The sequence below is a fragment of the Micromonospora marincola genome (assembly GCF_056150385.1).
Genome location: NZ_JAXCFT010000001.1, coordinates 225,845 through 249,580, shown reverse-complemented (window position 1 = coordinate 249,580; position 23,736 = coordinate 225,845). Strand labels below are relative to the sequence as shown.

Genomic DNA, 23,736 nt, shown 5'->3' with positions numbered 1-23,736 from the left:
GGTCTGGGCCACCAGCGGCGGCGGGGAGCGCCGGGAGCAGGAATGATGGCCGGGTGCGGTTCCTTCATGGCGCGGTCCCCGCGCACGATCTGACCTACAACGACGTCTTCATGGCGCCCAACCGTTCGGAGGTGGGCTCCCGGCTCGACGTCGACCTGTCCTCCGGTGACGGCACCGGCACCACCGTTCCCCTGGTGGTGGCGAACATGACCGCCGTCGCCGGCCGGCGGATGGCCGAGACCGTCGCCCGTCGCGGCGCCGTCGCGGTGATCCCGCAGGACATCCCGATCGAGGTCGTCGCGAACGTCGTCGGGTGGGTCAAGCAGCGGCACCTGGTGCACGACACGGCGATCACGCTCGGCCCGACCGACACCGTCGGCGACGCCATCCACCTGCTGCCCAAGCGCGCGCACGGCGCGGTGATCGTGGTCGACGAGGGCGGCCGGCCGATGGGCGTGGTGACCGAGGCCGACACCGTGGGGGTGGACCGCTTCGCCCAGCTCCGGCACGTGATGTCGACCGAGCTGCACACGGTGCCGGCGGACGCGGACCCGCGTACCGGATTCGAGCGGCTCTCGGCGGGCCGGCGGCGGCTCGCCCCGGTGGTGGACGCCGACGGCCGCCTGGTCGGCGTGCTGACCCGCGCGGGCGCGCTGCGCGCGACGCTCTACACGCCGGCGGTGGACGACCGGGGCCGGCTGCGCATCGCGGCGGCGGTGGGCATCAACGGCGACGTCACAGGCAAGGCCGCCGCGCTGCTGGAGGCCGGCGTGGACACGCTCGTCGTGGACACCGCGCACGGGCACCAGGAGCGGATGATGCAGGCGCTGCGGACCGTCCGCAAGCTCGACCCGGGCGTCCCGGTCGCGGCCGGCAACGTGGTCACCGCAGACGGGGTACGCGACCTGGTCGAGGCCGGCGCCGACATCGTCAAGGTGGGTGTGGGTCCGGGCGCGATGTGCACCACCCGGATGATGACCGGGGTGGGCCGCCCGCAGTTCTCCGCGGTGCTCGACTGCGCGGCGGCGGCCCGCTCGCTGGGCCGGCACGTCTGGGCCGACGGCGGCGTACGCCACCCGCGGGACGTGGCGCTGGCACTTGCGGCCGGCGCCTCGAACGTGATGATCGGCTCCTGGTTCGCCGGCACCTACGAGTCCCCCGGGGACCTCTACACCGACGCCGACGGCCGGCGCTACAAGGAGAGCTTCGGGATGGCCTCGTCCCGGGCGGTGAGCGCGCGGACCGCCGAGGACAGCATGTTCGACCGGGCCCGGAAGGCGATCTTCGAGGAGGGCATCTCGACCGCCCGGATGTATCTCGACCCGAACCGGCCGGGTGTGGAGGACCTGATCGACGAGATCGTGTCCGGGGTGCGCAGCGCGTTCACCTACGCGGGGGCGCGCAGCCTGGACGAGTTCCACGAGCGGGCGCTCGTCGGCGTGCAGAGCACGGCGGGCTACACCGAGGGCATGCCGCTGCCGACGAGCTGGTGAGCGTCAGGCGTTAATAGGGGCCCCCTCCTCTACCGGAGGCGTTAACAGGGGGCCCCTCCTTAAAATTAGTTTGGGGCCTGATGATTCGGGCGCTAACCTGACTCCCGTGAACATGGGTCCGCTCGTCCGCTTCCCCGATGCGCTGCAACACGCGCCGCTCGGCCGGCTCGTCTCCATCGCCGGCCACGTCGTCGAGCAGCACTGGGGGCGCTACCTGGCCGAGCACCACGGCCTCACCTCCGCCGGCATGCGCGTGCTGATGATCCTGCTGCGCTCCGGCGACATCACCCACCGCGACATGGCGGAGCTGTGCTTCGTCCGACCGGCCACCCTCACCGGCATCGTCGACACCCTGGAACGCGACGGATTCGTCACCCGACGGCGCGGTCCCGAGGACCGCCGCACCGTCCAGCTCACGCTCACCGACAAGGGGCACGAGCACGCCCGCGCGATCATCGACATGATCCACAGCGACCGCCCGCTGACGTCTGTCGACGCCGACCCGGCCAAGCGGGCGATCATCCGCGAGTTCCTGACCGAAATCGTCACCGGCATGTCCGACGGGGACCTCCGTCGGTTGAACCGGGACAACGAGTCCGACAGCGAGTCCGACACCGAGTCGCCAACGGGGAGACATCCGTGCTGATCCGCCTGCTCCGCACCTACCTACGCCCATATCGTCGACCACTGGCCGCCGTGGTGGCGTTCCAGTTCGTCGGCACCATGGCGTCGCTCTACCTACCAAGCCTGAACGCCGACATCATCGACCGCGGCGTCGCCCGTGGCGACACCGACGAGATCCTGCGTACGGGCGGGTGGATGCTGCTTGTCAGCCTGGTCCAGATCGCCTGCTCGATCGCCGCGGTCTACCTCGGCGCCCGGACCGCGATGGGCTTCGGCCGGGACGTCCGGGGCGCCATCTTCGGGCACGTCAACCGCTTCTCCGCCCGCGAGGTCGCCCGGTTCGGCGCCCCGTCGCTGATCACCCGCAACACCAACGACGTCCAGCAGGTGCAGATGCTTGTGCTGCTGAGCTGCACCATGCTGGTGGCCGCGCCGATCATGAGCATCGGCGGCGTGGTGATGGCGCTGCGCGAGGACATCGGACTCTCCTGGCTGATGCTCGTCTGCGTACCGGTGCTGGCCGTCGCGTTGGGCCTGATCATCCGCCGGATGGTGCCCGGGTTCCGGCTCATGCAGACCCGGATCGACACCGTCAACCGGGTCCTGCGCGAGCAGATCACCGGCATCCGGGTGGTCCGGGCCTTCGTCCGCGAGCCGTACGAGACAGACCGCTTCCGGGTGGCGAACACCGAGCTGACCGCGACCGCGCTGCGCATCGGCCGGCTCCAGGCGCTGATCTTCCCGATCGTGATGCTTGTGCTCAACGTCTCAAGCGTCGCGGTGCTCTGGTTCGGCGCGTCCCGGGTCGACTCCGGTGAGATCCAGATCGGCGCGCTCACCGCGTTCCTGGCCTACCTGATGCAGATCCTGATGGCGGTCATGATGGCCACCTTCATGCTGATGATGGTGCCCCGCGCCGCCGTCTGCGCCGAACGCATCTCCGAGGTGCTGGACACCGACTCGTCGGTGGTGCCGGCGGCGGCCCCGGTGACCGAGGTGTCCGGCCACGGCGAGCTGGAGCTGCGCGGTGCCGGCTTCCAGTACCCGGGCGCGACCGCGCCGGTGCTGCACGACATCTCGTTCCAGGCCCGGCCCGGCCGGACCACGGCGATCATCGGTTCCACAGGCGCCGGCAAGACCACGCTGCTGACGCTGATCCCCCGGCTGGTCGACCCGACCGCCGGCGCGGTCCTGGTCGACGGCGTGGACGTGCGGGAGCTGGCCCCGGACGAGCTGTGGCGGCGGATCGGGCTTGTGCCGCAACGGCCGTACCTGTTCAGCGGCACGGTCGCGAGCAACCTGCGCTACGGCAACCCGGACGCCACCGACGCGGACCTGTGGGCGGCTCTGGAGATCGCCCAGGCGCGCGACTTCGTGACCGAGATGGCCGGCGGGCTGGACGCGCCGATCGCGCAGGGCGGCACGAACGTCTCCGGCGGCCAGCGGCAACGCCTGGCCATCGCCCGCGCGCTGGTACGCAAGCCGGAGATCTATCTCTTCGACGACTCCTTCTCCGCGCTCGACCTCGGCACGGACGCGCGGCTGCGGGCCGCCCTCAAGCCGGTCACCGCGGACGCGGCGGTGGTGATCGTGGCCCAGCGGGTTTCCACGATCATCGACGCCGACCAGATCATCGTGCTCGAGGACGGGGGTGTCGTCGGGATGGGACGACATGACGAACTGCTGGAGAACTGTCCGACATACGCCGAGATCGTGGCGTCCCAGCAGACGGCGGGGGTGGCCGCGTGAGCGCGGAGAAGAGCACGACCGCGGTACCCCAGCAGCAGAAGGCCGAGCCGAAGCGGCTGCCTGAGGCCGGGCGGCGTCCGGGCGGCCCACCGCACATGAACATGGGCATGCCGGCCGAGAAGGCGATGCGCTTCGGGCCGTCCGCGCGCCGGCTGCTGGGGCGGCTGCGACCGCACCGGATCCAGCTCACCGGCGTGCTGGCGCTGGCCCTGGCCGGCGTCGGTCTCAGCGTGATCGGGCCGAAGGTGCTCGGCCATGCCACCGACCTGATCTTCAACGGGGTGATCGGCCGGCAACTGCCCGCCGGCACCAGCACCGAGGCGGCGGTGGCCGCGGCCCGGGCCTCGGGCAACGGCAGCTTCGCCGACATGCTGGCCCGGATGGACGTGGTGCCCGGCGTCGGCATCGACTTCTCCCGGCTGGGCCGGGTGCTGGCGCTCGCGGTCGCGCTCTACGTCGCCGCCGGCATCCTGACCTGGGGGCAGGGCTGGGTGCTCAACGGCGTGGTGCAGCGCACCGTGCTGCGCCTGCGCGCCGACGTGGAGGACAAGCTCAACCGGCTGCCGTTGCCCTACTTCGACAAGCAGCCGCGCGGTGAGCTGCTGAGCCGGGTCACAAACGACATCGACAACATCGCGCAGACCCTCCAGCAGACGCTGAGCCAGTTGCTCACCTCGCTGCTCACGGTGGTCGGCGTACTCGGGATGATGTTCTGGATCTCGCCGCTGCTGGCGTCCGTGGCCCTGGTGGCGATCCCGCTGTCGGTGATCGTCACCAGTCAGATCGCCAAGCGGTCGCAGCGCAAGTTCATCGCCCAGTGGACGCACACGGGCGAGCTGAACGCCCAGATCGAGGAGGCGTACACCGGGCACGAGCTGGTCAAGGTGTTCGGCCGGCAGAAGGAGGTCGAGGCCGCCTTCCGCGCCAAGAACGACGAGCTGTTCGAAGCTAGCTTCGGCGCCCAGTTCGTCTCCGGGATCATCATGCCGGCGATGTTCTTCATCGGAAACCTGAGCTACGTCGCGATCGCGGTGGTCGGCGGCCTGCGGGTGGCCTCGGGCGCGATCAGCCTCGGCGACGTGCAGGCGTTCATCCAGTATTCCCGGCAGTTCACCCAACCGCTGACCCAGGTCGCGTCGATGGCCAACCTGCTCCAGTCCGGGGTGGCCTCGGCCGAGCGGGTCTTCGACGTGCTCGACGCCGACGAGCAGAGCACCGACCCGACCGAGCCGGCCCGGGTCGCCGACCCGCACGGCCGGGTCGAGTTCGCGCACGTCTCCTTCCGGTACGACCCGGAGAAGCCGCTTATCGACGACCTCTCCCTGGTCGCCGAGCCCGGTCACACGGTGGCCATCGTCGGCCCCACCGGCGCCGGCAAGACCACCCTGGTCAACCTGGTGATGCGGTTCTACGAGCTGGACGCCGGGCGGATCACCCTGGACGGGGTGGACATCAGCACCATGCGCCGGGACGACCTGCGCGGCCGGATCGGCATGGTGCTCCAGGACACCTGGCTCTTCGGCGGCACCATCCGGGACAACATCGCCTACGGGCGGCCGGACGCCACCGAGGAGGAGATCCTGGCCGCTGCCCGGGCCACCTTCGTGGACCGGTTCGTGCGCAGCCTGCCGGACGGCTACGACACCGTGATCGACGAGGAGGGCAGCAACGTCAGCGCCGGCGAGAAGCAGCTCATCACCATCGCCCGGGCGTTCCTGGCCGAGCCGTCGCTGCTGATCCTGGACGAGGCGACCAGCTCGGTGGACACCCGTACCGAGGTGCTGCTCCAGCGCGCCATGGCGGCGCTGCGTTCCGACCGGACCAGCTTCGTCATCGCGCACCGGCTCTCCACCATCCGCGACGCCGACCTGATCCTGATGATGGAGCGGGGCCGGATCGTCGAGCAGGGCACGCACGACCAGCTCGTCGCCGCCGACGGCGCGTACGCCCGGCTCTACCGGGCGCAGTTCACCGGCGCGGTTCTCGCCGACGAGGTGCCGGCGCCGGCGGGCCCGCCGGCCGGGATGCGTCCCACCGGCGCGCCGGTCGGGAACTGACGTGGACCCCGCGACAGCCTCGACACCGGGCCCCGCCCGGGTGACGGTCCGTCACCCGGGCGGGGCCGGGTCAGGCCGGTGGGAGCAGGTCGGCCGAGCGGCTCGCGACCACGGCCCCGACGAGGCCCCACGCCGCGTCCGCGGCCATCGGCGCGAGCCGGCGCCCGTCGCGCAGGCGCAGCGAGACCGCGCCGTCGGCCGCCTCCCGGGCGCCGACCACCCCGACGTACGGGACCCGGCGCCGGGCCGCGTCCCGGATGCGGGCGCCGAGCGAGCCGCCGGAGTCGACCTCGGCCCGCAGCCCGGCCGCCTCCGCCGCACGGCACAGCCGCCGGGCCGCGTCGGCCTGCGCGTCGTCGACCGGGAGCAGCAGCACCTGCACCGGGGCGTACCAGGCGGGGAAGGCGCCCTCGTGCACCTCGATCAGGTACGCGAACAGCCGCTCCATGCTGCCGACCAGGCTCCGGTGCACCATCACCGGCCGCTTCCGGCCCCCGTCGGAGTCGGTGTACGACAGGTCGAACCGCTCCGGTTTGTCGAAGTCGATCTGCACGGTGGAGATGGTCGACTCCCGGCCGGCGGCGTCCACGATCTGGACGTCGATCTTCGGGCCGTAGAACGCGGCCTCGCCTGGCGCCTCGACGGCGTCCACCCCGTCGAGCGCGGCGCGGAGCAGATCCTCGGCCCGCGCCCAGCCGGCGTCGTCGCCGACGTAGCGCTGCCCCGGCCCGCGCAGCGACAGCCGGAACCCGGCCGGCCGGACGCCGAGCGCGGCGTGCGCCTCGCCAATCAACCGCAGGATCTCCCGGACCTCGTCGCCGACCTGCTCAAGCGCGCAGAAGTTGTGGGCGTCGTTGAGCGAGATGGCACGCACCCGGGACAGGCCGCCGAGCACCCCGGAGCGTTCCGCCCGATACATTCCGCCCAGCTCGGCGACGCGCAGCGGCAACTCCCGGTAGGACCGGCCGCGCGCGGCGAACACAAGCGCGTGGTGCGGGCAGAGCGCCGGCCGGAGCACGAACTCGTCGTCGGCGCTCAGCCGCATCGGCGGGAACATGTCGTCGGCGAAGTAGCCGAGATGGCCGGAGCGCTCGAACAGCTCCCGTTTGCCGAGCGGGGGCGAGTAGACGTGCCGGTAGCCGGCCCGGCGTTCCAACTCCCGGACGTACTCCTCGACGGCGTGCCGGGCGGCGGCGCCGGCCGGCAGCCAGATCGGCAGGCCGGCGCCCGCGAGCGGGTCGGAGACGAACAACTCCAGGTCCCGGCCGAGCCTACGGTGGTCGATCATGTCGCTCTCCTTGATCGGGTACGACCCGGAGGCGAGCGGTGCCGGAACGCCGCGAGGCCCCGGAGCGGATCGCCCCGGGGCCTCGTCGACGGAAACGTCAGTGCGGCGCGCCGGGAACACCCGGCGTCGTGGTCCTCTCCGCGCTGCGCATGCGGTGACTGTACGGCCGGCCGGCCGTACCGCGCGACCGCATTTCCGGCCGGCGGGTCAGCGCTTCTCGCAGGCCACGCCGTCCTTGTCGCGGTCGTGCTTCGTGTTCTTCGCGTAGACCGCGTTGGACACCGTGAAGTTGGTGACCGGCTTGGTGCTGCCGCGCACCTTGTCCTTCGCGCCCTTCTTGCCGACGCCGTGCTTGTAGGTCTTGTTGAGCTCGGTGCAGTTCTTGTATGTCTTCGCCGCCGCCTCGGCCGGGCCGACCGCGACGGCCATGCCGCCGCCGATCGTCAGGGTCAGGGCGAGCACACCCCGGAGCAGGGTGGAAACCATGGAGCCTCCTGTGCGCGAGTGCTGCTAGAGCCCAAGATCGTATCTAAGGAGCGCATCCGGGGAGGCGTGCTGTCGCAGGCCCGACAGCGGAGAGTGGGTGCGGGTCGCCGGCACGGGACCTGCCGGCGACCCGCGGCGGCCCGGCCATCGGGAACGGGGGACCCGACGGCGTCGGTGCCGCGTCCCGTCAACGGTACGCCGGTGCGCACGGATCCGCCGCCCCGGTCGATGCCCACATCCGGGAACTCCGGACCGGGTGGCGGTCGTGGCTGAGCTCATCGCCCACGTCACGTCGCCCGCGTGGGCGTACGCGCTGCTGTTGACTCTGCTGATCGCGGACGCCTTCGTCCCGGTCGTGCCGACCCAGGTCATCATGATCACCAGCGGCGCGCTCACCGTCTACGGCGGACTCAGCCTGCCGGTCACCATCGCGGTCGGCGCGGCCGGCGTCTTCGTCGGGGACCTGGCCTGCTACCTGCTCGGCCGCACCACGCCGACCCGCAAGGCGACCCGGCACGCGACGCCCGGACGGGCCCGGCGTGCGGTCGCCCGGGCCACCCGCCGGCTGCGGGAGCCCGGTCCGCTGGTGATCCTGCTCTGCCGGTTCGTGCCCGGCGGCCGGATGGCGGCCTGCTTCTCCGCCGGCCGCAGCCGCTACCCGTACCGCCTGTTCCTGGTCTACGAGGCGGCGGCGGCCATCGGCTGGGCCGGCTACGGCGCGCTCGTCGGGCACCTGGGCGGCACCGCGCTCACCCAGTCGGGGTGGCGGTTGCTGCTGGTCGGGGGCGTTGCCGCGGGCGGGTTCGCGGCGGCGGGCTGGGCGATGACCTGGATCGGCACCCGCCAGGCCCAGCCGTCCGTAGCGACGCCACGAGCACCTGACGACATCGAAGGAGAATCGATCATGAACAGTGGAGCGAACTGGCGCGACGTCAAGGTGAAGGCCCAGCGGCTCGATCCCACCTGGAACGATCCCGAGCGGGTGGCCCGACGCCGGCAACTCCGGAAGCAGATGCTGGCGGCGGTGGACGGCGCGCGGCCCGGCCCGGCCGGCGAGGAGCCGGACCAGCCGGTCGGGACCGAGTGATGGACGGCCGGGTCGCCCGGTAGGGGAGGACCCGGGGATCGAAGTGGGTGACCGCCCCGGATCCGTCTCGGGCGGTTCCGGCGGCAGGCTTGGCGTATGCCCGGAACCCGGAGAAGCGGCCTGCTGGCCCTCGGCGGGATCGCCCTGGCGGCGGTGCTCGTCGTGATCGGTCACGTCGAGGTGAACGACGACCTGAGTCCCCTGTCGCTGACCGTCAGCGACTTCGCCGTCTCCGACCGGGGCGGCGTCATCGACACCGCGATGGCGGTCCTCGCGGCGGCCACCGTCGTACTCCTGCCGGCCCTGCGCCGCAGCGGCGCGGACCGGGCGTCCGTCGCGCTGCTGGCGGCCTGGTCGGGCGGGCTGCTGGCCGCCGCCGTGGTGCCCACGAACTCCCCGGGCCTGCCCATGGACACCGCGGCCTACGTGCACCGGTACGCCTCGGTGGTGTCGTTCCTGGCCCTGCCGGTCGCCGGCTGGCTGCTCGCCCGGCGGCCCGGCGGCCCACCCGCCCGGTGGCTGCGCGCCCTGACCCTGACCAGCCTGCTGCTGGCCGTCGCGATGATTTGGTCCGCCTATCCAGGCGACCGCGCCCTGATCGGCCTGGCCGAACGCCTCCTCATCCTCACCGAGACCGCTCTCCTGACCACCGTCGCCCTCCACCTGACGCACGGTTCCGCCGACCGAAGCCCGGCTGACATCTCCGCGAGGCGCATGGGTAGCGTCGGACGCGCCGAGCAGTGCTGAGCGTCGACACAGGAGGATGGAAGCGATGGAGACGGTACGGCCAGCCAACGGCAGCCCGGGGACCCGGACCACCCATCGGTACGCCGTGGTCGACGTCTTCGCCGATGTGCCGCTCACGGGCAACCCGCTCGCCGTCGTCACCGACGCCGACGATCTCACCGACGACCAGATGGCCGCCATCGCCGTCGAGTTCAACCTCTCCGAGACCACGTTCGTCTCCCGGCCCACCATCCCCGGGGCCGACCACGCGCTGCGCTCGTTCACGCCCGGCGGCGACGAGGTGAGCGGCGCCGGCCACAACGCCCTCGGCGCCTGGTGGTGGCTCGTCACCACAGGCGCCGCCCGGGCGCCCGGAGCCGTCCAGCAGCTCGGTGGTCAGACGCTGCCGGTGCACATCGACACCGTCGACGGCGTGGTCACCATCGGCCTCGACCAGGGGCCGGTCGATCTGGCTGAGGCACCGGTGCCGGGGCAGGCGCTGAACGAGGTGCTCACCGGCGGCGAGCCGGTACGGCTGGACCCGGCGCTCCCCCCGGTCATCGGGTCCGTCGGCAGCGCCCACCTGCTCGTCGCCCTGGCTTCCCCGCGGGATGTCGACGCTGTCGATCCGTACCGCCCGGCGCTGGCCCGGCTCCTGGCCGCCGCCGGGGCCGAGGGCTGCTACGTCTACAGCCCGACCGGCGACGGAAGCGTCGGGCACGACGCGTACTGCCGGTTCTTCAACCCGACCGTCGGGATCGACGAGGACCCGGCCACCGGCACCGCGGCCGGTCCGCTCGCCGCCCACCTGCGCCGGCGCGGGCTCGTCGGCGACCGGGTGCGGTTCCTCCAGGGCAACGCGATGGGCCGGCCGTCGATCCTGACCGTCGACGTCGCGCCGGAGGGGACCAGGCTCACCGGTCGCTGCGCCCTGGCGGCGACCGGCGAGCTGCACCTCTGAGGGTGCCTGTCACTCCAGTTCGTGCAGCATGAGCTGGCGGGCGGCCTCGGTGATGGAACCGGACAGGCTCGGGTAGATCGTGATGGTCTGGGCCAGCTCGTTGACGGTGAGGTTGTTCTCCACCGCCATGGTGATCGGCAGGATCAGCTCACTGGCCTTCGGCGCCACCACCACGCCGCCGATCACCTGGCCGCTGGCCGGCCGGCAGAACAGCTTGACGAAGCCGTCGGCCAGGTCGTCCATCTTCGCCCGGGCGTTTCCCGACAGCGGCAGCATGACCTGGCGGGCCGGGGTCTTCCCGGCGGCCACCTCGTCCTGCGACACGCCGACCGTGGCCAGCTCCGGGTCGGTGAAGACGTTCGCCGCGACGGTACGCAGGCGCAGCGGCCGGACCGCCTCGCCGAGCGCGTGCCACATCGCGATCCGGCCCTGCATGGCGGCGACGCTCGCGAGCGGCAGCACACCTGTGCAGTCGCCGGCGGCGTAGACGCCCGGCACGTTGGTCCGGGAGACCCGGTCGACCGTGACGTAACCGCCCCGGGCCAGCTCGACGCCGTATTCCGCCAGGCCCAGGTCGGCGGTGTTCGGGATCGAGCCGACCGCGATCAGCGCGTGCGAGCCGGCGACCTGGCGGCCGTCGGAGAGCACCACCTCCACGCCGTCGCCGACCCGGCGGACGGCCTCGGCCCGGGAGTTGTTGAGGATGCTCATGCCCCTGTTGCGGAAGACCCGCTCGATCGCCATCGCGGCGTCGGCGTCCTCGTGCGGCATCACCCGGTCCCGGCTGGAGACAAGCGTGACCTTGACGCCCATGGCCAGGTAGGCGCTTGCGAACTCGGCGCCGGTGACGCCGGAGCCGACCACGATCAGGTGCTCGGGCAGCTCGGGCAGGTCGTAGACCTGACGCCAGGTCAGGATGCGCTCGCCGTCGGGCAGCGCGGTGGGGAGCTGGCGCGGGGTCGCACCGGTGGCGACAAGCACGGTGGAGGCGCCGATCGGGTACGCGGGCGAGCCGTCGGCCGGGGTGACGATCACCTGGTGGGTGTGACCGAGCGTGTCCTCGCCCAGCCGCGCGGTGCCGGCGACGAACTCCACCCCGGCCTTGACCAGCTTGGTGTGGATGTCGGCGGACTGGGCCAGGGCGAGCCGCTTGACCCGCTCGTGCACCGCCACGGCGTCGACCGTGACCGCCTCCAGGCCGTCGGAGTGCACCCCGAACTCCTCGGTGTCCCGATAGTTGGTGACCACTTCCGAGCTGGCGATGAACGTCTTCGAGGGCACGCAGTCGGAGAGCACGCAGGCACCGCCCGCGCCCTCCGCCTCGACCACTGTGACCTCGGCGTCCAGTTGGGCGGCGACGAGCGCCGCCTCGTACCCGGCCGGCCCGCCGCCGATGATCACGATCTGGCTCACTGAGCCGTCCTTCCGTTCGCGACTGCGGGGCTCCGCTTCGCTGCGCTCCTCGCGCTCACCACAGCCGTCCTCTCGTCAGTGCTCACAGTGACTTTCTTCTCCCCGTCGCGTCCGACACGCACCGTCGTATTCTCCCCCACCGGCAGACCGGGCTATCGTCGTCGCCGTGCGTCTCTACGCCGCTTACGGCTCAAACCTGGACCCCGCTCGAATGCGCGCCTACTGCCCGCATTCGCCGATGGTGGGCACCGGCTGGTTGGAGGGGTGGCGGCTGACCTTCGCGGGCGAGGACGTCATCGGCTGGGAGGGCTCGGTCAGCACCGTGGTCGAGGCCCCGGGTGAGCGGGTCTTCGTGGCGCTCTACGACATCCACCCGTACGACGCCGCCCAGCTCGACGAGATCGAGGGCGTGACCGCCGGGACGTACCGCAAGCTGACCGTCCGCGTCTCGACGCTTGACGGGGACGTGACCGCCTGGGTCTACGTCTTCGACGGGTACGAGGGCGGCCTGCCGACGTCGTGGTATCTGTCGGAGATCGCGAACGCGGCGGAGAAGGCGGGCGCGCCCGACGACTACGTCACCGAGCTGCGGTCCCGTCCGACCGGCACGGCGTCCGCGTAGCGCGTCTCCCACCCCGACAGTGTGCGCCGGTCGGCCGCCCGCCCGCTCGGCGACCCCCGACGCGGGGTCCCGGGTCACACCCGCGGGGCGGGCACGCTCCGCTCGTACATGTCGACCCAGCGCTCCTCCACCAGGCCGACCGAGCGGTAGAGGGTGACCGGCGCGGTCGGGTTGGCCAGATCCACGCCCAGCCCGGCCCGGGCGCGGCCCTTCGCCGCGTAGACCGCGAAGGCCCGGCGCAGCAGCGCCGCGCCCACGCCACGCCGGCGGTGGGCCGGCAGCACGGACAGCGTCCGGACCCAGCCGGCATCCTGCTCCACCGCCTGGTCGGAGGACTGCAGGGCGCCGGCCGGCTCGCCGTCGACCTCGGCCAGGAACCACTCGTCCCAGACCTTGCCGTACGAGGGCAGCAGCTCCCGCCAGCGGTCGAAGCCGAGCGGGTCATGATCGAGCGTGTCCCGGAACGCGGTGTCGTAGATCCGGTGGAACAGCCGCAGGTCGGCCTCGTCGTCGGGGCGCAGCGGCCGGATCGTCACCCCGGCCGGCGGCGCCGGCTCGGCGGGCAGGTCGGCAAGGGAGCGGCTCATCCGGACGTACCGCTTGACCCGGGTGAACCCGGCCTCCACCAGCTCACCCGCCCAGCGGGTCTCCGGCGCGTACACGCCGGCGCGGGCGGTGAGCGCGGGCAGGCCGCGCTCGGCGGCCCGTTCGGCGACCCGGTCGAGCAGCCGGGCCAGCAGCGGGGCGCGGAACCGCGCGCCGCGGTCCGGGTCGACGAGCACGTCCACCCACTCCCGGCCCACCCCGCTCGGGTTGCTCAGGATCGACCAGGCCACAGGCGTTCCGTCCGGATCGGTGACCAGCCAGGAGTCCCGGGCGGGATCGACGAAGGGTGCGGTGAGCGCGTCCCGCACGTCGTCCGCGTCGAAGTCCGGATAGCCCACGGCGAACGTGTCGGCGGCGTGCACCACCGCCAGGATCGCGGGCACGTCGTCGAGAGTGGGACGGCGGGCCGTCCAGCCGGCGGGGAACGTCACGCGGCAGATCCTGGCAGTCGGACCGCCGCCCACGCCTCCCATTTATCCGCGCCGGGCGTGCAGCCGCGCGACCGTGAGCAGGTCGACCAGCTCCGCGCCGCCGGCCTGGCCGAGGGCGTGGAACGCCGGCGACACCAGGCGGTCGGTAACCGCCTCGGCCCAGATCCGCCGCCGCACAAGCGGCCCGACCGGCGGGTACGGCGGCGTCCAGCCGCAGGCGGCGGCGCCCGCCTCCCCCTCCGGGCCGGCCAGCACCGCCTCCAGCGGCGTCAACCCGGACGCCCGCACGGCCAGCAGGTAGGCCCCGGCGAAGTGCTCGCGCAGCAGCAGCAGGCCGACGGCCGCGCGGGCGCCCGGGGACGGGTCGGACATCGGCATGGCCCGCCAGGCGGCGAAGAGCGGCATGGCGCTGCCGTCCGCCGCGTCGACCGCACGGTCGAGCAGACCGGCGAGCCGGGACACCCCGGGGGCCTCGCCCAGCCGGTCCACCCCCCACCGGCAGCACTCGACCAGGTTCGCGCCGGCCACCTCAAGTGGCGGCACCGCCCGCGCCGCGGCGTCCCAGCCGTCCGCCACCGCTTCCGGGGCGATGAAGCCGAGCGCCGCCGCAACCGTCTCGGCGCGTACGTCCCCGAGTGCGCCGGCCCGGCCGGTGATGTAGAAGGCCCAGCCGGAGATGCCGAGCAGCCGGGCCCGGCGCTGCGTCGACGGACAGCGGGAGAATGCCTCCCCGAGCTCCAGCACCAGCGGTTTGCAGGCGGCGGCGACCTGCTCCGGCGTCATCGGTGACCCACCGCCGTCCGTCCACCGTGGGCATCCATCACGGTCAGTCTGCCCGGTCGTCACCGGCTTCGGCATCCCCCTCTTCGGCGTCGAGCGCCTCCAACACGGCCTCCACCTCGCCGGCCCGCCGCCGGGCGGCGGTGAGCGCCCGTTCCGCGCCCCGGCGGGCCAGCTTGGCCCGGCTCAGCTCCTGCTCGGCCACGGCCCGGCGGCGTTCCAGCTCGGCCAGCTCGGTCTCGATCCGGTCCAGCGTCGCGGCGCCGTCCCGCTCGGCCGTGTCCGCGCCGGCCAGCTCCGCCTGGGCCCGGTCCAGGTCCGCGTGGGCCTTCGCCAGCTCGCGTGTCGCGGTCCGCCGCCGCCCGGCCCGTTCGGCCCGCGCCGCCCGCTCGTCGCGGGCCCGGCGCGCCTCGGCCCGCTCGACCGCCCTGTCCGGTACGCCGGACCCGACCGCCTCAGCCGGTACGCCGGACCCGACCGCCCCAGCCGGTACGCCGGACTTCCCGGCCCGATCCGGTACGCCGGCCTTCCCCTCGTGCTCGGTCACCAGCCGGAGCTGGGGGCGGGGCACCTCGCCGAATCCGGCGTAGTGGCTGGACCGCAGCAGCCGGCCGGCGCGTACCTGCTCGGCCACCTCGGTGTCGGAGAGCGCGGCGTTGAGCGTGGCCTCCACCTCGCCCAGCGGCAGCTTCCCGGCCGGCGGCGCGGCGGGCTCGGCGGCGGCCAGCCGGCGGACCTCGGCGACAAGCGCGCCCACGACGGCGCGGCGCTGGGCGGAGAGCTCCCGCAGCTTCCCGCCGCGCAGGTCGCGCTGCGCCGCGCGGAGCGACTCGGCGAGCTGGGTCAGGTCGGCGACCAGCTCGGGTCGCCTGATCGCGAGCAGGTTGACGAGCCAGGCCGCGACGGTGGGCCGGCGTAGCCGGCCGATCTCCCGGGCGGTACGCGGGTCGCCGGCCTGACGCGCCTGCGCCACGGCGGCGTCGCGGGCCTCGACGAACTTCTCCGGCGGGGTGGCGTAGAGCCGCCGGACCACCTCGACCGGTACGTCAGGCATCGATCCGGGTGCCCGGCTCCAGACGGCGGTAGTCGGTCTTCGACAACGCGGTGTACTGCCGGTCGAGCACGCCGAAGCCGTTGGCGTTGAGCAGCCCGTCGTGCAGCGCGTAGGCCCGCCGCGGGGCGACCGCGCGGATGAAGTCGACCACCTCGGAGAACTTCGACCAGGGCGCGTGTATCGGCGCGAACAGCGTGTCCACCTGGACGTCGTCGGGGACGAACAGCGCGTCGCCCGGGTGGTAGACCACGTCGGCGAGGAGATAGCCCAGGTTCTGGATCACCGGGATGTCCGGATGGATGACGGCGTGCTGGCCCCCGTACGCGCGCACCGGCACCCCGGCGGCGGTGAACGACTCTCCCGGCCCGACCGGGACGAGCGTCTCGGCGGCGTCACCGAGCACGCCGGCGAGCGAGGCGGGGCCGTGCACCGGCACCTGTCGCCGCTCCAGCGCGCGGGTCAGCGCGGCGACGTCCAGGTGGTCCTGATGTTCGTGGGTGACAAGCACCGCGTCCACCCCGTCCAGCGCCTCGGACGTCTCGCTGAACACCCCGGGGTCGACGACCAGCACTCCCCCGTCGTGCTCCAGCCGGAGGCAGGAGTGGGTGTACTTGGTGAGTTGCATGGTGGCTCCTCGATCGTCTAATCGTGCCGTCCTCACCGCAGTCTGCCGGACGAGTCGCGACCGCGCGTGACGTCGGACGTTAATGGGAATCCCGCGGACTCCGTGACCTTTCCGGGCCGGGCCGGACGCGCACCACCATGAGATACTTGTCGCACCACTAAGGACTGTGCGTCGTACGGGGATTCCGGCGGAAGGGAGTTCCGTTGAACAACGACGAGACCGGGCAGTCCCGGATCGAGGAACTTGAGTCCAGGCTGATCACGGTCGCGCTCACCGGGGCGCTCGGGGTCAGCCTCGCGGACAACATCTTCCACTTCATGACGAACAAAGACTGGACGATTCCCCTCATTTTCCTGACCATGCTCGTCTTTCTCCGGTGGCTCGACATCACCCGGCGACGGGTCCTCACCATCGCCACCGGGGCGCCGCTGCGCACGTACGATTCCTCGTCTGCCTTCTACGGCGAGGCCCTGCACGCCATTTCCCGCAGTTCGAAATCCGTCTACGCCGTGTTCTCGCACGACACCGCCCCCGGGCAACAGACGGAGGAGTCCCGCCGCTATTACACAGGCACCATCCGCTGGGCGCGGAAGACACCTGGCAAGCGCTCCCTGCACCGGGTGATCCGCCTGCCACACAGCAGTCCCGACATCCAGCAGTGGGTCGACGAGCAGGTCGACCTGGCCAGCAAGATCGAGAATTACCACGTCAAGATCCTGCGTTATCCGCCCGGGATGGAACTGGAGGGCGAGAACTTCGCGGTCATCGACTCCGTGGTGGTCTTTCTCGGCTTCGCCGTGGACGACCGCGGGGAGTTGCGCGGCTTCAGCATCCGCGACGCCGGGGTCGCGGCTGCCTTCGAGCACCACTTCCGCGAGTTGTGGCGGCTCGCCAACGCCAATCCGCAGCCGTCCTAGCCGGTCTGCTCCGTCGGGACGCCAAGCGCCGCCACGTACCGGTCCGGCCGCTCGGCCCAGTCGTTCGTCCACCTGGCGACGATCGCGTCGGCCGGCGGCCGGCCGGTGGCGGCACTGTGGAAGGCCGGCTCCAGCGACGTCACGATGTCCGGATGCTCCAGCCCACGGGAGACCCGCGCGGCGAGGCCCTTCTCGGCCAGATGCACGAGGTGCCCGGCCACCTCGCGAATCTGCGGGCTGATCCCGTCCGGGCCGCCCTGTGCGGCCTTGACCGCGATCAGGTCCAGCGCATCGGTCCGGAACTCCGACACCACGTCGAGCGCCGACCGCCGGACCGTCGGCTCCTCGGCGAGACCGACGAAGAGCGCCGGGACGAGCGCGAGCTGATCCCATGCCTGGCCGTCCGGCAGCCGGGTCTCAAGCGTCCGGCGCGGCCGGATCGAGGGCCACACCTGCCCCAGGTGGGTCCGCCAGTCGGCGATCGTGGGACGGCTTCCGTCCCCGAAGCCGTCCCGCAGCGACTCGCGGAAACTGTGGGCGCCGCCCGGCACGTACCCGTCGTCGGAGCGTCGGTAGATCATCGGCAGGTCGCACAGCACCTCGACCAGCTCCGCCAGATCCGTCACGGCATACAGGCGGGAGGCGAGGTGCTGGCACCGGGCCGGATCGATCCGACGCCAGTAGGCCATCCGCCGGGAGACGAGCCCGTCGTCCAGGTGCGGCCCGGCGAGCGCCGGCGCGTTCGCCAGGAGCGCGGCGAGGAAAGGCGAAACCCCGAGCAGCATCCGGAGCTTCTCCACGTATTCGGCCTCGTCGAGCGCGTCCAGGCTCACCTGGGTCGACAGCGTCAACCCCATGACCTGGTCACCCAGCCGACCGCCGTCGCCCAACTGGGCGAACCAGCGACGCATGATGCGGGTCCGTTCCTTGGGCGTCCAACTGATCCCGGCCGGGTCGTCGAAGGGCAGGTGCGCACCGGTCAGCAGGCGGAGCCGCAACGGCTCGGCGACCCGCGCCACCTCGACCAGGCGCCGGCGGGCCGCGGCCACGCTCTCGCTCACCGACGCCCGGGGCGCCGACGAGTATTCGATCGCGCCGGCCATCTCCAGGGTCAGCGCGGCGCCGTCCGGGAGCGACAGGCCGACGAGCGCGCCACCCTCGTGGATCGGGTCGCCCCCCAACCCGTCGAGGAGCGCCTCCAACAGGGCCCGGGTGCCCTCCGGCTCGTCGTACGAGACGGACCGCCCGGTGTCCGGGCGGACCAGACCGCACTCGACCTCAAGCCCGATCCGGTGGCCGTGCCGGCCGGCCGGCCGGAACCACCCGACGAGGTCGGGAATCTTCAGCTGTGGCTCGTCGTGTGGCACCAAGCCCTGGCTCATGGGTCACTCCCGCTCCCGGTCGCTCTCCCGACGGCGCCGAGCAGGGCTCAGCTGATCTTCGCCGGAGGCGCGTAACCTTCCGCCAACCCTACCGTCGGCCCGGACGAATCCCGGAAACGCCACGGTGCGACGACGACCCAGGAATGAATGTGCTGCTCGGTCGCGAGCAGGTCTTTGCGCAGGTCGTAGACGAGGTGCCGAGGAGCGCCCGGCGGGTCGCCGACCCTGGTCCCGCGGAACGGCAGCACCGGCAGCAGGAGCGGGTAGTCGATCTGTCCGGTGCCGTTGCCGACACCGATCTCCTGTTCCAGGAAGTCGCGGATGGTCGCCTGGACGTCCTCGATGTCCTCGACCGGGGCCAGCCCCGGGTCGGTCTCGGCGGGGTCCACATCCATCGGGCTCAGCGGCGCACGCCGCCAGATGAGCTGGAACGCCGGACGCTTCTCGGTGAAGCCACGGTCCCAGGGCCGGGGGCTCATCGAATAGACGTCGTAGGTGTGGTGGTGGTAGACCTTGCCCGCCCCACCGATCTCGCGCAGCACGTCGTCGACCGCCGCCAACCAGGGCAGAAGGGCCTCGACCCGAAGCCGGCCCCCCTCGCTGAGCAGGTATTCCCGGTAGAGATCCGCCGAGCCGACGTACGGTGCCGGCGGCAGTTGCTCGTCGACGAGGTGCCGGTTCGCGTCAAGCAGCAGGCGCGACAGGTGGAACCCGGCCACCGCCACGCCCCGGGCCCGCCCGGCGACGATGTCGTCGACCAGGTGCCGGTAGATCGCGGCCGTACCCAGGTCGACGTTCTCGTGCACCAACCGGGCCAGCCCCGGGTAGTCGGCCGGGTCGACCGCGGAGAGCAGGTCGGCCGGCAGCTCGGTGCCACCGTGCGGCACGATGTGCAGCTCCCGCAGCGGCTCGTCGGTGTTGGCGACGATCGTCCCACCGCCCACCCGCAACCGCCGGAAGTGCTCCCCCACCGGCCCGAGGTGCGAGTCCAGGTATGAATGGCCGCAGTCCGTGCAGGAGTGCTGGCGCTGGTGACCCAGGAACAGGCTGCTGCGTTCCAGGTCGGCCATCGTCGCGCTGAGGTGCATGGCCATTCCTCCTCGATATGTCGCCCGATCGGCGCGCACCGCTTGTCGGGCACCGGCGGAAGCAGGGTGGGGTGGGTGGTCGATCAGCCCGTGACCACGCCGAGAGGCGCCGGCATCGCCCCGAGATGCCGGACGGGATTGATCCGGGGCGGTCCCGTGGCCTCCGGGCAGAGGTCGGCGAAGAGCGTCAGCAGTTCGTCGGGCAACCAGTGCCCGGCCGCTCCCGGCCGGCTGCCGAGATAGGTGGCGACCTCGGCGACGCCCCAGCCGTGGGCCTCCACCAGACCGGCGGCCAGGTGCCGCAGGTAGATCGCGGCGGGCTTGCGATGCTCGACCTCGTCACTGCACCACGGGGAGGTGAAGGTGAAGGCGGGAACACCGTCGATGTCACCCAGGTGAAGGAGGGTCTGGTAGCAGCCCGGCCCGAGGGTCAGTCGCCCCTGGTCGAGCACGTCGGTGAGGTCGACGTCGTCGCCCGGCTCCAGGTTCATCTCCTGGGCCAGGATGTCGGAGAACTGCGACACGGTGAGCTGGTATCCCCGAGCCGGCGTGTCCCCGGGGCGGCCGTGGTCGTAGAAGGCCATCCCGCCGGTCCAGGCCACCGCCTCCAGGGCGAAGTAGATGGTGCCCGGCAGCCGCAGCGGGCGGCTCCCGCTCGGCGGGGTCTTGTCCCGGCAACCGGGGTACGTCAGCGTGCCCGCGGGCGGGCGACCACCAAGCAGGTAGTAGTTGAGCCGGTTCAGGCTCATGTTCGAGCCGTAGCAGACGTACCAGATGTGGGTGGGGCGGACGGTCGCCGGGCCGGGGGTGAGCTCCGAGACGACGCTCGCCACCTGGTCTTGGAGTTCGCCGCGACCGTCGGGCTCGGTCGACGGCCCGCCGCTCACCGCGGAGTCCCGTTCCCCGGCTCCCGCCCGGAATCGGCGAGCGCGGCAAGCGCGGTGTGCGCCATCACCCGGACACCGCACTCGATCGCCCGTTCGTCGACGTCGAAGCCGGGCTGATGGGTGTCGTGCGGATCGGTGTCGTCCGGCGCGGTGACCCCCAGCCGGATCATCGCGCCCGGCACCTGCTCCAGATAGAAGGAGAAGTCCTCGCCGCCCATGCTCACCGGCGCCTCCAGCACCTGGTCGACGCCGAGGGCGCGGGTGGCGGCCGAGGCGATGAGCGCCGTCGCCTGGTGATCGTTGATCACCGGCGGGAAGCCCTCGACGTAGTCGACCTCGACGTCCGCTCCCGACCCGGCGACCAGGTCCGGCACCAGATTCGTGATCAGCGTGCCGGCCTCGTGCCACGCCTCGCGGCTGAGGCTGCGCACCGTGCCCCGCACCGCCCCCTCCGCGGGGATCGTGTTGGCGGCCGCGCCCGCATTGACCGCGCCCCAGATGAGCGAGACCGGCCGACGCGGATCCATCCGGTGGGCGAGCAGCCCCGGAAGACCCACGATGATCCGTCCCAGGAGGTCGACGACGTGCGTGGTGAGGTGCGGACGAGCGGTGTGCCCGCCGCCGCCGCGCACGCGGATATCGAGGGCGGCCGAGGCAGCGGTCAGCGGACCCGACCGGACCGCCACCGTGCCCACCGGGAACTGCGGCGCGCAGTGCAGCGCGAAGATCGAGGAGACGCCGTCAAGCGCGCCGGCGGCGATGACCTCGGGCGCGCCGGAGGGCACGGTCTCCTCCGCGGGCTGGAAGATCAGGCGGACCCGGCCCGGCAACGCGCCGCGCTCGGCGAGTTGGACGAGCACCGGAGCGAGGCCGAGCAGCACTGTGGTGTGCACGTCGTGGCCGCAGGCGTGGCAGACCCCGGGCACGGTGGACCGGTAGTCCACCGCCTTGCTGTCGGGCAGCGGAAGCGCGTCGAGGTCCGCCCGGAAGGCCACAAGCGGCCCGTCGGCCGCACCGACGATGTCGCAGAACAGGCCGTTCCCCTTCGGCAGCAGCCGTGGGACCAGACCGAGCCCGGTCAGGCGCTCGGCCACAAGCGCGGTGGTCTGGAACTCCTGGCCCGACAGCTCGGGGTGCGCGTGGAGGTGTCGACGGACGGCGACCAGGCCGGGCATGTTCCGGGTCAGCACCTCGTCCGCGCCATGCGGCAGCGGCGTCCTCCCGGGCCGCGCGTCCGGCCGGGACGCCGTCGGGAGGCCGTCCGAAGGCAGCGTCAGCGCACTCGTCACGTCGAATTCTCGATCACTGGAGAGGGTTGGATCATCGGGTAGAACAGCAGACAGCCTAGACCCCCGACGGTAACGCTGCGCAACCTCTTTCCCGTAGCGGTCGGACCGCACAGCGTCACGAATGCCCTGGTGGGAGCGTTCGAATATCTGCGGGACAGCAGGTAGATCGCGGTCAGACGCCGTCATCTGGCCCCCACCTCCTACAACGCGTAACCGACTCGTCGAACATCAAATAGCTGGCCGCCGTTCCGAATTGTCGCATTAGTCGCGGCAGTCAACCATCGCTCGGACAGGTCCCCGACAGCGGTCGGTCACCCACCGACGCCCGACGGTGACATGATCGCCGGCCAGCCGCCCACACAGGCTGTCCGTTCCGCTCACCCGATCGGGTTACCCGCGTTGACAAATCGCACACCCGGCCGCAGACGCGACGGCGGCCCACGCCGGGGCACCCGGAGGGCCGCCGGCGTGGGCCGATGTCGTACGTGTCAGAACCGGTCGCTCGGGCGATGCACGCCCCACACCTCGCGCAGCGTGCCGCACACCTCACCGACGGTGGCCCGGGCCCGCAACGCCTCCTTCATCGGATAGAGCACGTTGGCGTCGCCCTCGGCCGCGGCGCGCAGCTCGGCCAGCGCCCGCTCGACCGCGCCCGCGTCGCGATCGGCGCGCAGCTTGGCCAGCCGCTCCGCCTGGGCCGCCTCGATCGTCGGGTCCACCCGCAGCGGCTCGTACGGCTCCTCCTCGTCGATCCGGAACCGGTTCAGCCCGACCACCACCCGCTCGCCCACGTCGATCTCCTGGGCGATCCGGTACGCGGACTGCTCGATCTCGCGCTTCTGGAAACCGGCCTCGATCGCGTCCACCGCCGAGCCGTGATCGAAGACCCGGTCCATCAGCCCGGTGATCGCCGCCTCCAACTCGTCGGTCATCGCCTCCACCACGTACGAGCCGGCGAACGGGTCGACGGTGGCGGTGAGATCCGTCTCGTACGCAAGCACCTGCTGGGTACGCAACGCCAGCCGGGCCGCCTTCTCGGTGGGCAGCGCGATCGCCTCGTCGAAGCTGTTGGTGTGCAGCGACTGGGTGCCGCCGAGCACCGCGCCCAGCCCCTGCACCGCCACCCGGACCAGGTTGACCTCCGGCTGCTGCGCGGTGAGCTGCACGCCCGCGGTCTGGGTGTGGAACCGCAGCATCATCGACTTCGGGTTCTTCGCGCCGAACTCGTCGCGCATCAGGCGGGCCCAGATGCGGCGGGCGGCGCGGAACTTGGCGACCTCCTCCAGCAGCGTGGTGCGGGCCACGAAGAAGAACGACAACCGGGGCGCGAAGTCGTCCACGGCCAGCCCGGCCGCGAGCGCCGCGCGGACGTACTCCACGCCGTTGGCCAGGGTGAACGCGATCTCCTGCGCGGGCGTGGCACCGGCCTCGGCCATGTGGTAGCCGGAGATCGAGATGGTGTTCCACTTCGGCACCTCGGCCCGGCAGTAGGCGAAGGTGTCGGCGACCAGCCGCAGCGAGGGCTTCGGCGGGAAGATGTACGTCCCCCGGGCGATGTACTCCTTGAGGATGTCGTTCTGGATGGTCCCGTTGAGCGCCTCCCCCGGCACCCCGGTCTCCTCCGCCACGAGCTGGTAGAGCAGCAGCAGCACCGAGCCCGGCGCGTTGATGGTCATCGAGGTGGAGACCTTGTCCAGCGGAATGTCGCCGAACAGCGTGCGCATGTCCTCGATGGAGTCGATCGCGACGCCGACCTTGCCCACCTCGCCGTGCGCGATCGGGTCGTCCGAGTCGTACCCCATCTGGGTGGGCAGGTCGAAGGCGACGGACAGGCCCATGGTGCCGGCGCGGAGCAACTGGTGGTAGCGCGCGTTGCTCTCGGCGGCAGTGCCGAAGCCGGCGTACTGCCGCATGGTCCACGGGCGGGACGTGTACATCGTCGGATAGACCCCGCGGGTGTACGGATAGTCGCCCGGCTCGCCCAGCCGGGGCTCCAGATCCGCCGGAAGGTCGGCCGCCGTGTAGACGCCCCTGATCGGAAAACCCGACTCGCTTGACCGCGCATCGCTCATTACCGGATGGTAGGACGCGGTTGCCGCCGCAGGGGTGAGTGATACCGCACACCGGGAAGCGGCGACCCACCGGAGGTGAGTAGCTGCCCACATACCGTC

21 protein-coding genes are annotated in these 23,736 nt (G+C 72.1%); 9 read left to right on the top strand and 12 right to left on the bottom strand.

What is annotated here, in order from left to right:
• The first annotated feature begins 53 nt into the window (after window positions 1-53).
• The 4 genes from SM450_RS01215 to SM450_RS01200 all read left to right on the top strand — a co-directional run bounded on the left by SM450_RS01215 (window position 54) and on the right by SM450_RS01200 (window position 5,923).
• A complete protein-coding gene (locus SM450_RS01215; protein ID WP_474617768.1) occupies window positions 54-1,493 on the top strand; it encodes a GuaB1 family IMP dehydrogenase-related protein in 1,440 nt (479 codons plus the stop codon).
• 112 nt (window positions 1,494-1,605) lie between these two features.
• Window positions 1,606-2,139 (top strand): MarR family winged helix-turn-helix transcriptional regulator, encoded by a 534-nt coding sequence (locus SM450_RS01210; RefSeq protein WP_474618338.1) that lies wholly within the window; start codon window positions 1,606-1,608, stop codon window positions 2,137-2,139.
• Window positions 2,133-3,866 carry an ABC transporter ATP-binding protein gene (locus SM450_RS01205; protein WP_474617767.1) on the top strand — a complete coding sequence of 578 codons (1,734 nt, stop codon included), beginning with the start codon at window positions 2,133-2,135 and terminating at the stop codon, window positions 3,864-3,866. Before SM450_RS01210 ends, SM450_RS01205 begins: the two co-directional genes overlap by 7 nt.
• Before the next feature lie 107 nt (window positions 3,867-3,973).
• The gene (locus tag SM450_RS01200) at window positions 3,974-5,923 is read left to right on the top strand and encodes an ABC transporter ATP-binding protein (RefSeq protein WP_474618337.1); all 1,950 of its coding nucleotides are present in this window, start codon (window positions 3,974-3,976) and stop codon (window positions 5,921-5,923) included.
• 70 nt (window positions 5,924-5,993) lie between these two features.
• Here the strand turns inward: SM450_RS01200 and thrS are convergent, their stop codons facing one another.
• Complete coding sequence (gene thrS, locus SM450_RS01195; protein ID WP_474617766.1) at window positions 5,994-7,211, bottom strand: threonine--tRNA ligase; 1,218 nt, start codon at window positions 7,209-7,211, stop codon at window positions 5,994-5,996.
• A gap of 207 nt (window positions 7,212-7,418) precedes the next feature.
• The gene (locus SM450_RS01190) at window positions 7,419-7,697 is read right to left on the bottom strand and encodes an excalibur calcium-binding domain-containing protein (protein ID WP_474617765.1); all 279 of its coding nucleotides are present in this window, start codon (window positions 7,695-7,697) and stop codon (window positions 7,419-7,421) included.
• A 265-nt stretch (window positions 7,698-7,962) separates the two neighbouring features.
• On the opposite strand from SM450_RS01190, the gene SM450_RS01185 reads away from it, so the two are divergent.
• From SM450_RS01185 to SM450_RS01175, 3 genes are all read left to right on the top strand, one after another.
• The gene (locus tag SM450_RS01185) at window positions 7,963-8,784 is read left to right on the top strand and encodes a DedA family protein (protein ID WP_474617764.1); all 822 of its coding nucleotides are present in this window, start codon (window positions 7,963-7,965) and stop codon (window positions 8,782-8,784) included.
• A 96-nt stretch (window positions 8,785-8,880) separates the two neighbouring features.
• On the top strand, window positions 8,881-9,531 hold the full coding sequence (locus SM450_RS01180) for a DUF998 domain-containing protein (RefSeq protein ID WP_474617763.1): 651 nt from the start codon (window positions 8,881-8,883) through the stop codon (window positions 9,529-9,531).
• A gap of 25 nt (window positions 9,532-9,556) precedes the next feature.
• Entirely contained in the window at window positions 9,557-10,471 is a 915-nt protein-coding gene (locus SM450_RS01175) for a PhzF family phenazine biosynthesis protein (protein WP_474617762.1), read from the top strand.
• Window positions 10,472-10,480: 9 nt separating this feature from the next.
• Here SM450_RS01175 and SM450_RS01170 read toward each other — a convergent pair whose 3' ends face one another.
• Complete coding sequence (locus SM450_RS01170) at window positions 10,481-11,884, bottom strand: NAD(P)H-quinone dehydrogenase (protein ID WP_474617761.1); 1,404 nt, start codon at window positions 11,882-11,884, stop codon at window positions 10,481-10,483.
• A 166-nt stretch (window positions 11,885-12,050) separates the two neighbouring features.
• Here SM450_RS01170 and SM450_RS01165 point away from each other — a divergent pair, with 166 nt between their 5' ends.
• Window positions 12,051-12,506, top strand: a complete 456-nt coding sequence (locus tag SM450_RS01165) for a gamma-glutamylcyclotransferase (RefSeq protein WP_474617760.1) — start codon at window positions 12,051-12,053, stop codon at window positions 12,504-12,506.
• A 74-nt stretch (window positions 12,507-12,580) separates the two neighbouring features.
• Here SM450_RS01165 and SM450_RS01160 read toward each other — a convergent pair whose 3' ends face one another.
• From SM450_RS01160 to SM450_RS01145, 4 genes are read right to left on the bottom strand one after another with little or no spacing between them, the layout of a single operon-like run.
• On the bottom strand, window positions 12,581-13,543 hold the full coding sequence (locus SM450_RS01160; protein ID WP_474617759.1) for a GNAT family N-acetyltransferase: 963 nt from the start codon (window positions 13,541-13,543) through the stop codon (window positions 12,581-12,583).
• Window positions 13,544-13,585: 42 nt separating this feature from the next.
• On the bottom strand, window positions 13,586-14,326 hold the full coding sequence (locus SM450_RS01155) for an SCO6745 family protein (protein WP_474617758.1): 741 nt from the start codon (window positions 14,324-14,326) through the stop codon (window positions 13,586-13,588).
• Window positions 14,327-14,369: 43 nt separating this feature from the next.
• Window positions 14,370-15,377: a hypothetical protein gene (locus tag SM450_RS01150; protein ID WP_474617757.1), complete on the bottom strand. Its 1,008-nt coding sequence runs from the start codon at window positions 15,375-15,377 to the stop codon at window positions 14,370-14,372.
• Entirely contained in the window at window positions 15,370-16,002 is a 633-nt protein-coding gene (locus SM450_RS01145) for an MBL fold metallo-hydrolase (RefSeq protein ID WP_474617756.1), read from the bottom strand. The genes SM450_RS01150 and SM450_RS01145 overlap by 8 nt, the downstream gene beginning before the upstream one ends.
• Before the next feature lie 203 nt (window positions 16,003-16,205).
• Between SM450_RS01145 and SM450_RS01140 the strand changes: the two genes are divergently transcribed.
• Complete coding sequence (locus tag SM450_RS01140; RefSeq protein ID WP_474617755.1) at window positions 16,206-16,919, top strand: hypothetical protein; 714 nt, start codon at window positions 16,206-16,208, stop codon at window positions 16,917-16,919.
• Here the strand turns inward: SM450_RS01140 and SM450_RS01135 are convergent.
• The 5 genes from SM450_RS01135 to SM450_RS01115 all read right to left on the bottom strand — a co-directional run bounded on the left by SM450_RS01135 (window position 16,916) and on the right by SM450_RS01115 (window position 23,637).
• Window positions 16,916-18,301, bottom strand: a complete 1,386-nt coding sequence (locus SM450_RS01135; RefSeq protein ID WP_474617754.1) for a glutamate-cysteine ligase family protein — start codon at window positions 18,299-18,301, stop codon at window positions 16,916-16,918. The genes SM450_RS01140 and SM450_RS01135 overlap by 4 nt on opposite strands.
• A 47-nt stretch (window positions 18,302-18,348) precedes the next feature.
• Window positions 18,349-19,389 carry an N-formylglutamate amidohydrolase gene (locus tag SM450_RS01130; protein WP_474617753.1) on the bottom strand — a complete coding sequence of 347 codons (1,041 nt, stop codon included), beginning with the start codon at window positions 19,387-19,389 and terminating at the stop codon, window positions 18,349-18,351.
• A gap of 83 nt (window positions 19,390-19,472) precedes the next feature.
• Entirely contained in the window at window positions 19,473-20,276 is an 804-nt protein-coding gene (locus SM450_RS01125) for a histone deacetylase (RefSeq protein ID WP_474617752.1), read from the bottom strand.
• A complete protein-coding gene (locus tag SM450_RS01120; RefSeq protein ID WP_474617751.1) occupies window positions 20,273-21,565 on the bottom strand; it encodes an amidohydrolase in 1,293 nt (430 codons plus the stop codon). The genes SM450_RS01125 and SM450_RS01120 overlap by 4 nt, the downstream gene beginning before the upstream one ends.
• 488 nt (window positions 21,566-22,053) lie before the next feature.
• Complete coding sequence (locus tag SM450_RS01115; protein WP_474617750.1) at window positions 22,054-23,637, bottom strand: acyl-CoA mutase large subunit family protein; 1,584 nt, start codon at window positions 23,635-23,637, stop codon at window positions 22,054-22,056.
• Between the last annotated feature and the right edge of the window lie 99 nt (window positions 23,638-23,736).